Source organism: Mesorhizobium sp. M4A.F.Ca.ET.090.04.2.1 (assembly GCF_003999085.1).
Lineage (GTDB): Bacteria > Pseudomonadota > Alphaproteobacteria > Rhizobiales > Rhizobiaceae > Mesorhizobium.
Window position 1 is genome coordinate 1 of record NZ_RZOT01000100.1, and the last position, 12,978, is coordinate 12,978.

Below are 12,978 nucleotides of genomic sequence, written 5' to 3' on the forward strand. Positions count from 1 at the left end.
GCCTCGGCACGGCCATCCTGATCTCGGTCGCCTTCGCCATGGTGCACGGCTTCGCCTCCATCACCCATCGCGGCAACCAGATCGTATCCGGCGAGGCGATCATCTGGCCCGGCGCAGACGCGGTCCGCGACGTGCCGATCATCGGACCGATCTATTCGGAGCTGATCTCCGGCCACTCGATACTGGTCTATTTCGCCTTCCTGATGGTGCCGTTCGCCTGGTGGGTGCTCTACCGCACCCGCTTCGGCCTCAGGCTGCGCGCCGTCGGCGAAAACCCAGCCGCCGTCGACACGGCCGGCATCTCGGTCGCCTGGCTGCGCTACCGGGCCCTGATCTGCACCGGCATCCTAACCGGGGTTGCCGGCGCCTATCTGTCGATGGTGCAGAATGGCGGCTTCGTGAAGGACATGACCGCCGGCAAGGGCTACATCGCGCTGGCGGCACTCATCTTCGCCAAATGGAAGCCGGTCAACGCCATGTTCGCCTGCCTTTTGTTCGGCTTCCTCGACGCGCTGTCGATCCGCCTGCAAGGCACGCCGTTGCCAATCATCGGCAAGGTGCCGGTGCAGTTCATGCAGGCGCTGCCCTATGTGCTCACCGTGATCCTGCTTGCCGGCTTCATCGGCAAGGCGATCCCGCCGCGCGCCGGCGGCGTGCCCTATGTCAAGGAACGCTGAGGCAAACGCGGAAGCGAACCGGCTTTTGGACAAGATCGTGGGAGAGAACAACTGAATGTCGCATGATCTGTTCGAGGCGGCCAAGGCTGCGATGGCCAAGGCCTATGCGCCCTATTCGAAATTTCCGGTGGGCGCGGCATTGCGCACCGAGGATGGGCGCGTCTTTGCCGGCGCCAACATCGAGGTGGCCTCCTATCCCGAGGGCTGGTGCGCCGAAACCACCGCGCTTGGCCACTACATCATGGGCGGCGGCGGCAAGATCACCGAGATCGCGGTCATTGCCGAGCGCATGGCCAAATGCTCGCCCTGCGGTGGCTGCCGGCAGCGTCTGGCGGAGTTCTGCCGGCCGGAGACGAAACTCTATCTGTGCGACAATGGCGGCGTGGTCGAGACCGTGACCATGGGCGACATGCTGCCTTACGGCTTCAGGGGCGACATACTGAAATGATGGAAAAGGCGCTCGATCATCTCGTCGAAAGGCTGGACGGGCTGGCGCCCGCGGTCGCGCTGGTGCTGGGTTCGGGCCTGGGCGGCCTCGTCAGCAAGGTCGAGGATGCCAGGCGCATTTCCTATGCCGAACTGCCGGGCTTCCCAAGAAGCGGCGTCAGCGGCCACGCGGGCGAGGTTGTGGCGGGGTATTTCGCCGGCTCCCCGGTGCTGATGCTGTCCGGCCGCGCGCACTATTACGAGCACGGCAACGCTGGGGCGATGCGTCCGGCGCTCGAGGTGCTGGCCGGCATCGGCATTTCGCAGCTCATCCTCACCAATGCCGCCGGCTCGGTCGATCCGGAAATGGGGCCGGGCTCGGTGATGCAGGTTACCGACCACATCAATTTCTCGGGCTCCAACCCGCTGATCGGCGAGCCCAGCGACCGCCGCTTCGTCGGCCTCACCGAGGCCTATGATGCGGGCCTGCGCAAGGCGATCGAGAAGGCGGCCAAGGCGACCGGCACCACGCTCCATAAGGGCGTCTATATGTGGTTCTCCGGCCCGTGCTTCGAGACGCCGGCCGAGATCCGCATGGCGCGCATCATGGGCGCCAACGCCGTCGGCATGTCGACGGTGCCGGAGGTCATTCTCGCCCGCTTCCTGGGCTTGCGCGTCGCCGCCTGTTCGGTCATCACCAACCTCGCTGCCGGGATGACCGGAGCGGAGCTTTCGCACCAGGAGACCAAGGACATGGCGCCCATCGGCGGCGCGCGGCTGGCGACGATCCTCGAGCGCCTGTTCCGCGACGGGTTGCCAGAGAGCTGATGCTGCCGCAGGAAATTATCCGCCGCAAGCGCGATGGCCACAGGCTGTCGGCGCCGGAGATCGCGGCTTTCATCGAAGGGCTGAGCGCCGGCACCGTCACGGAAGGCCAGGTCGGCGCTTTCGCCATGGCGGTGTTCTTCAACGGCATGAGCCGCGAGGAGGCGGTGGCATTGACCATCGCCATGCGCGATTCCGGCGGCGTGCTCGACTGGTCCGATCTGCCGGGCCCGGTCACCGACAAGCATTCGACGGGCGGTGTCGGCGACAATGTCTCGCTGATGCTGGCGCCGATCGTCGCCGCCTGCGGCGCCTATGTGCCGATGATCTCCGGCCGTGGCCTTGGCCATACCGGCGGCACGCTGGACAAGATGGATGCGATCCCCGGCTACATCAGCCAACCGGACGTGGCGCGCTTGCGCAAGACGGTGCTCGAAACCGGCTGCGCCATAATTGGCCAGACCGCCGACCTGGCGCCCGCCGACCGTCGCTTCTACGCGATCCGCGACGTGACGGGCACGGTGGAATCGGTACCGCTGATCACCGCCTCGATCCTGTCGAAGAAGCTCGCCGCCGGGCTCGGATCGCTTGTACTCGACGTCAAGGTTGGCAATGGCGCCTTTATGGAGAAGTCGCGTGATGCAACAGCACTTGCCAGCAGCCTGGTCGGGGTCGCCAACGGCGCGGGTCTGAAGACTTCGGCGCTGGTTACCGGTATGAACGAACCGCTGGCGTCGGCTGCCGGCAACGCCGTCGAGGTGCGCAACGCCGTCGACTTCCTCACCGGGCGCCTGCGAGATCGGCGGCTGGAGGATGTGACGTTGGCGCTCGCCGCCGACATGCTGCAATCGGCCGGGCTGGCCGCGTCGAACCAGGACGGCATCCGACGCGCCACCGAGACGCTCGCCGGCGGCCGCGCGGCGGCCGTCTTCCAGCGCATGGTGGCGGCGCTTGGCGGCCCTGCCGATTTCATCGACAAGCCTGGGAAGTATTTGCCGAAGGCGCCGGTGGAGCTTGCCGTGAAGGCGCTCGAAAACGGCTTCGTCAGCGGCATCGCGACGCGTGAGATCGGGCTTGCCGTGGTCGGACTTGGCGGCGGGCGCACGCGGCCCGACGACAGGATCGATCACGCGGTCGGCATCACCAGGCTGTCGCCGGTCGGCGCGGAAGTGCATGCCGGCGAGCCGCTGGCGCTGGTCCATGCGCGCAACGACGCTGATGCCGAGGCGGCGGCGGCAGCCGTGCTTGCCTGCTACACGATCGGGGCGTCGAAACCGCCGGCGGAAAAGACCGTCATCCGGCGCGTCCTGCCGCGCTGACAGTCCGGTCCAGCGGCTCTACTGGACCAGGAGCAGCGAGCCGTTCTCGACCTGGTATTTCTGCAGCCGCTGCAGGAAGCTCATGCCGATCAGGTTGGTCTGCAGCGCCCGGTCGTCGATCACCACCGCCTGGACGTTCTCGACCGAGATCTTGCCGATCTGCAAGCGCTCGACCGTCACCACCGCGGCCTTGATGGCGCCATTGGCGGTGTTGACCTCGTGGATGAAATCCGAGGGGTTGAGCGAGATGCCGGCGCGGCGCGCCGTCGAGGTGTTGATGGCGACCAGCGTGGCGCCGGTGTCGATCAGGCCGTCAATCTGGCGGCCGTTGAGCTTGAAGCCGGAGGTGAAGTGTCCGCGCGCGTCGGCGCTGACCACGACCTTGCGGCCGAGCGGCAGTGCTGTCGCCGGCTTGTCGGGAACCGAGGCAAGGTTCAGGGCGGGCTGGGGCTCGGTGACTGGCTTGGAGGCGACTGCCGGTTTCAACAGGCCGTCGAGCATGTGCGGGTTCGACTGATAAAGGATCGGGATCGATGCCGATGTTCCGGCAAAGACGCCAAGGATGAGAAGCTTGCGCAGCATGGGACCGGCCTGTTTGAAGGCCGATCCTTAATCCCGACATGGTGTTTTCGTCTATAACGTGGGCCGAAACCGCGGCTTTGCGTAAACGGGCGGTAAACGGCGCGCTACTTGGTGCCGTACATGCGGTCGCCGGCATCGCCGAGGCCGGGCATGATGTAGCCCTTGTCGTTCAACTGGCGATCGATGGAGGCGGTGAAGACGGGAACGTCGGGATGCGCCTTGGTGAAGCGCTCGATGCCCTCGGGCGCTGCCAGCAGGCACAGGAAGCGGATGTTGGTGGCGCCGCGTCCCTTCAGCTTGTCGATCGCCGCGATCGCCGAATTTGCGGTGGCGAGCATCGGATCGACGACGATCACCAGCCGGTCGGCGAGATCGCTCGGCGCCTTGAAGAAATATTCGACAGCCTCCAGTGTGTCGTGGTCGCGGTAAAGCCCGATATGGGCGACGCGCGCCGCCGGAACCAGGTCGAGCAGGCCTTCGAGCAGGCCGTTGCCGGCGCGCAGCACCGAGGCGAAGACCAGTTTCTTGCCCTCGAGCGTCGGCGCCTCCATCGTTTCGATGGGCGTCTCGATCTCGGTCGTCGTCAGCTCGAGATTGCGCGTGACCTCATAGCCCAGAAGCAGCGAGATCTCGCGCAACAGCCGCCGGAAGCCGGCTGTCGAGGTCTCCTTCTTGCGCATGATGGTCAGCTTGTGCTGGACAAGCGGGTGGTCGACGACGGTGACGCCCTGCATGGTGCTGCTCCGGTGAGTGGTGAGTGGCGAATAGTGAATAGTGAATAGTGAGTGGGTTTGCGAGTCCTGATGGTTCGATGATTGCCTTGACGCGCCGAAGCGCGCGGGCAAACCATTCACCATTCACCATTCACCATTCACCATTCACCATTCACCGGCCTTTGGCGTCCAGCCGGCCCAGCAATATTGCCTTGGTCTTCCTGTCGACGAAGGCCGCCTCGATCGCCGTCCTGGTAATGGCGGTAAGCGCCTTGTCTTTTATCCCGAAATGCTCGGTGGCGATGTCGTATTCGCGCTTCAGCGAAGTCCAGAAATAGGGCGGATCGTCGGAGTTGAGTGTCACCCTGCAGCCCGCCGCCAATAGTTCCGGAAACGGATGGTCGGCGAAGCTGTCGAACACCTTGAGCGCGATGTTGGAACCCGGGCAGCATTCTAGCACCACGCCTTCGTCGGCGATGCGCCGGACAAGGTCGGGGTTCTCGATGGCGCGCACGCCATGGCCGATGCGGGAGGGCCGGATGTGGTCGAGCGCCGCCTGGACGCTCTCCCAGCCCATCAGCTCGCCGGCGTGGATGGTGATGCCGAGTCCGGCCTCGCGCGCGATCTCGAAAGCGCGGACATAGTCCTCGAACTCGCCGATGCGCTCGTCGCCGGCGACGCCGAAGCCCGTCACCAGCGGGTGGTCGCAGCGCGCGGCGAAGCGTGCCGCCTGCTCGATCGATTCGACGCCGACATGGCGCACGCCGGTGACGATCATGCGGGCCTCGATGCCGGTCTTGGCCTTGGCGCGCGCCATGCCCTCGCCAAGCGCGTCGGTATAGGCCTTGGGCGACAGGCCGGCCTTCTTCGCATGGTCCGGTGAGGTGAAGACTTCGGAATAGATGGCGCCGTCGCGGGCGAGGCTGGTCAGGTAATGGTCGGCCAGCCGCGCATAATCCTCCTCGGTGCGGAACAGGTCGGACGAGAAATCGTAGGCTGCCAGGAAAGAGGTGAAGTCATGCCAGACGAAGGAGCCGTCCTTGATATAGGGCGCGGTGTCCTTGCCGTATTTGCGGGCCTGGCTGATGACGAGCTCGGGCGCCGCTGCCCCTTCGATGTGGCAGTGCAGTTCCGCTTTCAAAGGCATTCAATCATCCCGTCGATTCGGTCCAGGTCGATAAGCCCGCCACCTGGAAGCGCGGCCGAACACCGCGCCTTAAACAATAGCGCCCGCACCATCGATCGGCTATGGTCCCGCCGGTTTTATGACGGATCAAAATAATGTCAGTTGAGAGAACCACGGCCGCGGGCGGTATGGAAACCTCCTATGGTTTCAAGCGGGTAGGGGCAGGCGATAAGCAGTCCCTGGTCAACGACGTTTTCCATAAGGTCGCCAATCGCTATGACCTGATGAACGATCTGATGTCGGGCGGACTGCACCGGCTGTGGAAGGACGCCATGGTGACGTGGCTCAATCCGCCGAAACGACCGGGCTGGAAGGTGCTCGACGTTGCCGGCGGCACCGGCGACATAGCTTTCCGCATCGTCGAGGCCAGCGATCGCCACGCGCATGCCACCGTGCTCGACATCAACGGATCGATGCTCGACGTCGGCCGCGAGCGCGCCGAGAAGAAAGGCCTGAGCGAAAGCACCGATTTCGTCGAGGCCAATGCCGAGGAACTGCCATTCGCCGACAACACGTTCGACGCCTATACGATCGCCTTCGGCATCCGCAACGTGCCGCGCATCGAGGTGGCGCTCGGCGAAGCCTATCGGGTGCTGAAGCGCGGCGGACGCTTGCTGTGCCTCGAATTCTCCGAAGTCGAGATGCCGCTGCTCGACAAGGTCTACGAGGCCTGGTCGTTCAACGCCATACCCCGGATCGGCAAGGCGGTCACTGGCGAAGGCGAACCCTACTCCTATCTCGTCGAATCGATCCGCAAATTCCCCAACCAGCAGAATTTCGCGGCGATGATTTCGCGCGCGGGCTTCGATCGCGTCTCCTTCCGCAACTATTCGGGCGGCATCGCCGCGCTTCATTCGGGCTGGAAGCTTTGAGGCGGGAGACTTTGAAGCAGGCTGGGCGATGAGCAGCGTCGGCGCCGCCTTTCGGCTCGCACGGGCCGGCTGGGTGCTGGTCCGCGAGGGCGTCGTCTCGGCGTTGCCGGGCGAGGAGCTCGACGGCCTGCCGAAGTTCGGCTGGCGGCTGGCCCGCCTGTTCACTCGCCGCCGCGCGCTGGCCTACAAGCGTGGCGACCGGCTGGCCAAGGCAGTGGTGCGGCTCGGACCCTCCTACGTCAAGCTCGGCCAGTTCCTGGCGACACGGCCCGATGTCGTCGGCAATGACATGGCGCTCGACCTCGCTTTGCTGCAGGACAAGATGCATACGTTCCCGCAGGCCGAGGCGATCGCCGCCATCGAGGCCTCGCTCGGGCGCAAGGTCGGCGATCTCTACGCCAGCTTCGACGGCGCCGTCGCGGCCGCCTCGATCGCCCAGGTGCACAGTGCCGAGACCGTGAACGATGGGATTGCCTCCCGGGTGGCGGTGAAGGTAATCCGGCCGGGCGTGCGCCGCCGCTTCTTCCACGACCTCGAAAGCTATTTCCTGGCCGCCCGTTTGCAGGAAAAATACATCCCCTCGTCGCGCCGGTTGCGGCCGGTCCAAGTGACCGAGACGCTGGCGCAGACAACCAAGATCGAGATGGATCTGAGGCTCGAGGCAGCGGCGCTCTCCGAGCTCGGCGAGAATACCAAGGACGATCCGGGCTTCCGCGTGCCCTCGGTCGACTGGGAGCGGACCGGGCGCGACGTGCTGACCATGGAATGGGTCGACGGCGTCAAGATGAACGACATTGCCGGTCTTGTGGAGGCAGGCCACGACCTCAGGGCGATCGCCGCCAACCTCATCCAGTCGTTCCTGCGCCATACTTTGCGCGATGGCTTCTTCCATGCCGACATGCATCCGGGCAATCTGTTCGTCGAGGCTAACGGCACCATCGTCGCCGTCGATCTCGGCATTGCCGGCCGGCTAGGCAAAAAGGAGCGCCGGTTCCTGGCCGAAATCCTCTACGGCTTCATCGTGCGCGATTACCAGCGCGTCGCCGAGGTGCATTTCGAGGCCGGCTATGTGCCGCGCCAGCACAATGTCTCGGCCTTCGCGCAGGCGATCCGCGCCATCGGCGAGCCGATCCACGGCCAGCCGGCGGAAACCATCTCGATGGCCAAGCTTTTGACGCTGCTGTTCGAGGTCACCGAATTGTTCGACATGGCGACCCGTCCAGAACTGATCCTGCTGCAGAAGACCATGGTGGTGGTCGAAGGCGTTGCCCGCACGCTCGATCCGGCCTTCAACATGTGGAAGACGTCCGAGCCGGTGGTCGGCGACTGGATCGCCGGCAATCTCGGCCCACGCGGTCTTCTGGTCGATGCGCGCGACGGCACCAGGGCCTTGCTGGCGTTGGCCCGCCAGGCGCCGGACATCGCCGCCCGCACCGAGCGGCTGTCGCGCGAGATCGACCTGATGGCCGAGCACGGGCTGCGCTTCGACGAGGCGACGGCACGCGCCATCGGCAAGGCCGAGGCGCGCCATACCCGCTCCGGTCGCGTGGCCCTGTGGGTGATCGCACTGACGCTGGTTTATATCATGTGGAAAATCTTGTGATTGCCGAGTGGTCGGTCAAACAGGAACGGACTACGTTGGCGGCATGGACACTTTGCCGATCGTAGAGGTGAGGCCAAACTATGGCTATGGGTATTGAAGGCGAGGCTCGCCGCGAGGTGCCTGCCGCTTTCAAGATGAAGCTTGAGCACTCACAGCCAAAGCTTTGGACAGGGATCGTGATCACCGAGGGTCACGAATTTGAGGGTCGCCGCGTTACCCTAACCCAACGACATCTCGAGTGGTCAGGTTTCGTCAACATTGTAGTTGAGGCGAGTCGACCGACGAGCGGCTCTGGGCAGTTAGCAGGCCTTCCTCCGGCTCAAGAAACCTGAACCGACTCGCCATCGTTTTGCGGTCACGCTTGCTCACAATTGATTGCATTGCTATCATTGCACTCGTGACGACGTGACGAGTGCAATCACATGGCCAGCATCACCATCCGCAACCTCGACGATGATGTGAAGGACCTGCTGCGGCAGCTCGCGGCGGAGAATGGCTGCTCGATGGAAGAGCAGGCGCGGCTGATGATCCGGGCGGCGGTCGAGGGTCGGGCAGGGCAGGCCGACCGCATCGAGCAGATCGAGAACACGCTGCGCACCCTGGCTGGTTCAAACCAGCAGGTGACTTCGGCTGTCGCTGTTTCCAGCAAGCCATCGCCGCGTGGCTCGTTGTCGGGCAAACGCATCCTGCTCATCATCGGCGGCGGCATCGCCGCCTACAAGGCGCTCGACCTGATCCGTCGGTTGCGCGAGCGCGGTGCGGCGGTGCGCGTAGTGATGACATCGGCCGCGCAGGAATTCGTCACCACGCTGTCGGTCGGGGCGCTTTCGGCTGACCATGTCTTTACCGAATTGTTCGACCGCAATGACGAGCACGATGTCGGCCATATCAGGCTGTCGCGCGAGGCCGACCTGCTGGTGGTGGCGCCGGCGACCGCCGATCTGATGGCGAAGCTTGCCAACGGCCATGCCAATGATCTCGCCTCGACGGTGCTTCTCGCCACCGACAAGAAGGTGCTGCTGGCGCCGGCGATGAACCCGAAAATGTGGTCGCACACTGCCACGCGCCGCAACCGGGCGACGCTCGCCAAGGACGGCATTGCCTTTGCCGGGCCGGCCAAGGGCGAGATGGCTGAAAGCAACGAGGCGGGCGAGGGCCGCATGGCCGAACCGCTGGAGATCGTGGCGGCCATCGAGGCGATGCTCGACAGCAGGCCGAAGCCGCTGGCCGGCCGCAGGATCATCGTCACGTCGGGGCCGACGCATGAGCCGATCGATCCGGTGCGCTATATCGCCAACCGCTCGTCGGGCAAGCAGGGCCATGCGATCGCGGCGGCGCTGGCGAGGCTGGGCGCCGACGTCCGGCTGGTCTCCGGCCCGGTCAGCATTGCCGATCCGACCGGTGTCGTGACGACGCATGTCGAGACCGCTGGCGAGATGAAAGCGGCGGTTGAAGCGCTTCTTCCTGCAGACGCTGGGGTGTTCGTCGCGGCCGTCGCCGACTGGCGCACCGCCAATTCGGCCGGCGAGAAAATCAAGAAGGTGGCGGGCGAGGGGCCGCCGGCGCTGCAGATGGTCGAAAACCCAGATATTCTGGCCGGCGTCGGCCATCATCAGAAACGCCCCGGGCTGGTCGTCGGTTTTGCCGCCGAGACACAGGATCTGATCCGCAATGCCGAGGCCAAGCTGAAGAAGAAAGGCGCCGATTTCATCGTCGCCAACGATGTCTCGCATGAAAGCGGTGTCGGCCCCACCGGCGTCATGGGCGGCGACCGCAACAAGGTGCGCATCGTCTCCAAGACCGGCGTCGAGGAATGGCCGGAACTGAGCAAGGACGAGGTGGCGGCGCGGCTCGCCACGCTGATTGCAGAGCGCCTGAAAACCATCGTGGTCTGAGCGGCCTCCTGGCCGCCAGCCCTACTCCGCAGCGATGCCGGGTGCACTCGCGGCGAGCGACGCTTCGATCGACTCCCCAATGATCCGCAGGCCGAGATCCAGTTCCTGTTCGGAGATGGTCAGCGGCGGGGCGATGCGGAAGACGCCGCCCATCCCGGGAAGCTTGACGATGTTCATGCTCAGACCGCGCCCGAACGCTTCCGCCGCGATCGTTGCGCCCAACTGGTGATCGGGAACCTTGCCGTCCTTGACGATCTCGACCCCGAGCAGCAGGCCGCGACCGCGCACGTCGCCGACGCATTCGTAGCGCTGCTTCAGCCGCGACAGCCCTTCGAACAGTTTCTCTCCGAGGCGCTGTGCCCGGTCGACGAGCTTTTCCTCTTCCACCACATCGAGCGCCGCAACGCCGACAGCCGCCGGCAGCGGGTCGGAGACATGCGTGGTGTAGAACAGGAAGCCCTTGTCGTGCGCCGCTTCCTCGATTTCAGCCGTCGTCATCACCGCTGATAGGGGAAGCCCGGCGCCGATGGTCTTGGACAGCGTGAGGATGTCCGGGGTGACGCCATCCCTTTGGAAAGCGAACATGTCTCCCGTGCGGCCGATGCCGGTCTGCGCTTCATCGAGGATCAGCAGCATTCCGCGCTCGCGGCATTTCTGCTGGAGTGCCGCCAGATAGCCTTGCGGCAATTCCAGAATGCCGCCGCTCGACAGGATCGGTTCGGCGACAAAGGCCGCGAGGCTCCCCGTCGACTGGCTGTCGATCAGATCGAAGGCATCGTTCAGCTCGGTCAGCCAATCCAATGAACCGTCGGCATTCCTGAAGCGCGGCCGGAAGCTATTGGGCGCGGGAATTGCAAGAGATCCAACCGCCGCGGGCCCATAGCCCTTGCGGCCGGCGCTGTAGGTCGCCGACGCGGCAGCACCGGTCATCCCGTGCCAACTCTTCGAGAAGGCGACGATCTCGTGCTTGCCGGTCACCAGCTTGGCCATCCGGATGGCTGCTTCGTTGGACTCGGCGCCGGTCGAGAGCAGCAGCACCCTGTCGAGGCCGGGCGCCAGCGCGGCGAGACGTTCGGCAAGCTCGACCACCGGGCGGGACAGCATGCCGCTGAAAAGATGCGCGGCCCTTTCCACCTGGCGGCTGACCGTCGAGACGATCCTGGGGTGAGCATGCCCGAGCAGGGCGCTCATCTGCCCGGAGGTGAAGTCGAGGATGGGCCTGTCGTCGGCATCGTAGACGAAGGAGCCAGCGGCGCGCTCGATGATGGCGGGCTCGAAGCTGCCGCCATAGCGGATCAGGTGCTTGCGCGCCGAATCCCAAAACCCAGGCTCCAAGTTTTTCGACATCTCTCAACTCCAGCAAGCGTTGCGCCAACAATCTAGCGGCTGGCGCGGATGCAGTAAAATTGATAGTTCTCGGATTCTGATATCAATGGATTTGATATGCTCGATCTCAAGCTGCTGGCGACATTCGTTCGCGCGGCGCACTCGGGAACCCTCAGTGCGGTGGCGGTACAGGTCGGACGTACGCAGTCGGCCGTGACAATGCAGGTGCAGCGCCTCGAGGAAGCCCTCGGCCAGAGCCTGTTTCATCGCAGCGGCAGCGGGGTGCGGCTCACCGGCAGCGGCGAGCGCTTCCTGGCCTATGCCGAGCGCATCCTCAAAATCCATGACGAGGCGATCTCGGCGCTGTCCGACAAGGGCCTGCACGGTTCGATAATCTTCGGAAGTCCCGAAGATTATCTAAGCGCGTTCTTTCCAGCGCTCCTGAAGGGCTTCGGCACCGTTTACCCCGATGTCGAGATCAAGGTCGTTTCGGCGCCCACCGTCGAATTGCGGACGCTTCTCAACGCGCGCCAGATCGACCTGGCGCTTGTCTCCAGTCCGAACGCAAGCGACGCGCATGTGCGCACTGAAGCGCTCGTATGGGTGGGCAGCAAGCCGGCGCTGGACCTCTACGATTTTGGCGACATCGTGCCGCTGGCGTTGTCGGCGTCGAATGCCGTCGACCACAAGGCGGCTTGCGAGGCCATGGCGCGCGCCGGACTGCGCTACAAAATATCCTATGCCAGCAACAGCCTTGCTGGACTGATCGCCGTGGCGCGGTCGGGCCTGGCAATCAGCGTGATGACCGAGGATGCGGTGCCGTCGGACCTCCATATTCTGGGCGCACCGCTGCCTCGCTTGCCCCAGCTTGGCATTCTGGTCGCCTTTGCCGACACCGAGCGATCACCCGCGGTCGAGGCCTTCGCCCATCACATCCGAGCCGTTCTGCCGTCTCTGTGAGAACTTCTGCTCTCCGATTGTCTCCCCAGGTCAGCCCGTCGCTTCCTGTGGATGCGCGGCTGGCATAGCGATCCTGATGGCCGCCAGGCAGCCGAGAATGCCGAGCGGCACGAAAGCGAGGAACAGCCAGCCGGCGACGTTCGCCGCCGCGTCGCGGTTCAGGCCTTCGGAAAACCCGCTGGCATTGGCGATGATGCCGGCGAGCGCCGCCCCCACCGCATAGCCGATGCGCTGCATGGTCGGCACCGCGGCGGAGGCGATGGTCTGCTCGCTATTTTGGGCGGAGGCCACGATGACCCGTGTCAGGAACGGCCAGCAGACGCCAAAGCCGCCGCCTTGCAGCAGGGCGCAAAGCAGGATCAGCGGGATCGAGCCCGCCGGGATCGTGTAGGCGAAGCCGGCGAGGCCGGCCGCGATCATCAGCGCGCCCACCACGATAATGAGCCTTTCGCGCTCCAGCGGCGCATTGGCGACGAGGATCGCCAGGATCGACCAGGCAATCGATTCGGCGGCGATGATGTAGCCGCTGGTCGGGATCGGGATGCCGTGCAGCGTGGTCAAAAGCAGCGGCCCGTAGATGGCGAAGGAGACGGT

Annotated in this window: 13 protein-coding genes; 8 read left to right on the forward strand and 5 right to left on the reverse strand. The window is 64.9% G+C overall.

All coding sequences use genetic code 11. The annotated features are described in order from the left end of the window. The 4 genes from EN781_RS09880 to deoA form a co-directional block, all read left to right on the forward strand. Positions 1 to 677, forward strand: a 677-nt coding sequence (locus EN781_RS09880; protein WP_145965472.1) for an ABC transporter permease, incomplete at its 5' end; no start/stop codon positions are given. Between the two features lie 55 nt (positions 678 to 732). Next, the gene (gene cdd, locus EN781_RS09885) at positions 733 to 1,125 is read left to right on the forward strand and encodes a cytidine deaminase (RefSeq protein ID WP_126058354.1); all 393 of its coding nucleotides are present in this window, start codon (positions 733 to 735) and stop codon (positions 1,123 to 1,125) included. After that, entirely contained in the window at positions 1,122 to 1,931 is an 810-nt protein-coding gene (locus EN781_RS09890; RefSeq protein WP_126058355.1) for a purine-nucleoside phosphorylase, read from the forward strand. The genes cdd and EN781_RS09890 overlap by 4 nt, the downstream gene beginning before the upstream one ends. Continuing rightward, a complete protein-coding gene (gene deoA, locus EN781_RS09895; RefSeq protein ID WP_126058356.1) occupies positions 1,931 to 3,247 on the forward strand; it encodes a thymidine phosphorylase in 1,317 nt (438 codons plus the stop codon). Before EN781_RS09890 ends, deoA begins: the two co-directional genes overlap by 1 nt. A gap of 18 nt (positions 3,248 to 3,265) precedes the next feature. Here the strand turns inward: deoA and EN781_RS09900 are convergent, their stop codons facing one another. From EN781_RS09900 to EN781_RS09910, 3 genes are all read right to left on the reverse strand, one after another. Beyond that, the gene (locus EN781_RS09900) at positions 3,266 to 3,829 is read right to left on the reverse strand and encodes a TIGR02281 family clan AA aspartic protease (RefSeq protein ID WP_126058357.1); all 564 of its coding nucleotides are present in this window, start codon (positions 3,827 to 3,829) and stop codon (positions 3,266 to 3,268) included. Positions 3,830 to 3,933: 104 nt separating this feature from the next. Next, the gene (gene upp / locus EN781_RS09905; protein ID WP_126058358.1) at positions 3,934 to 4,563 is read right to left on the reverse strand and encodes a uracil phosphoribosyltransferase; all 630 of its coding nucleotides are present in this window, start codon (positions 4,561 to 4,563) and stop codon (positions 3,934 to 3,936) included. Positions 4,564 to 4,714: 151 nt separating this feature from the next. Then, on the reverse strand, positions 4,715 to 5,689 hold the full coding sequence (locus EN781_RS09910) for an adenosine deaminase (protein WP_126058359.1): 975 nt from the start codon (positions 5,687 to 5,689) through the stop codon (positions 4,715 to 4,717). A 134-nt stretch (positions 5,690 to 5,823) separates the two neighbouring features. On the opposite strand from EN781_RS09910, the gene ubiE reads away from it, so the two are divergent. From ubiE to coaBC, 3 genes are all read left to right on the forward strand, one after another. Beyond that, the gene (gene ubiE, locus EN781_RS09915) at positions 5,824 to 6,600 is read left to right on the forward strand and encodes a bifunctional demethylmenaquinone methyltransferase/2-methoxy-6-polyprenyl-1,4-benzoquinol methylase UbiE (RefSeq protein WP_126058360.1); all 777 of its coding nucleotides are present in this window, start codon (positions 5,824 to 5,826) and stop codon (positions 6,598 to 6,600) included. A 28-nt stretch (positions 6,601 to 6,628) separates the two neighbouring features. Further along, entirely contained in the window at positions 6,629 to 8,203 is a 1,575-nt protein-coding gene (gene ubiB / locus EN781_RS09920) for a 2-polyprenylphenol 6-hydroxylase (protein ID WP_126058361.1), read from the forward strand. A gap of 422 nt (positions 8,204 to 8,625) precedes the next feature. Next, positions 8,626 to 10,098, forward strand: coding sequence for a bifunctional phosphopantothenoylcysteine decarboxylase/phosphopantothenate--cysteine ligase CoaBC (coaBC, locus tag EN781_RS09925; RefSeq protein WP_210211263.1), 1,473 nt, complete (start codon positions 8,626 to 8,628; stop codon positions 10,096 to 10,098). A gap of 21 nt (positions 10,099 to 10,119) precedes the next feature. Here coaBC and EN781_RS09930 read toward each other — a convergent pair whose 3' ends face one another. Then, the gene (locus EN781_RS09930; protein ID WP_127399940.1) at positions 10,120 to 11,445 is read right to left on the reverse strand and encodes an aspartate aminotransferase family protein; all 1,326 of its coding nucleotides are present in this window, start codon (positions 11,443 to 11,445) and stop codon (positions 10,120 to 10,122) included. Between the two features lie 96 nt (positions 11,446 to 11,541). Between EN781_RS09930 and EN781_RS09935 the strand changes: the two genes are divergently transcribed. Continuing rightward, positions 11,542 to 12,384: a LysR family transcriptional regulator gene (locus EN781_RS09935; protein WP_126058363.1), complete on the forward strand. Its 843-nt coding sequence runs from the start codon at positions 11,542 to 11,544 to the stop codon at positions 12,382 to 12,384. A gap of 30 nt (positions 12,385 to 12,414) precedes the next feature. On the opposite strand, the gene EN781_RS09940 is transcribed toward EN781_RS09935, so the two are convergent. Next, the coding region (locus EN781_RS09940; protein ID WP_127399941.1) for an MFS transporter at positions 12,415 to 12,978 on the reverse strand (564 nt) is incomplete at its 5' end.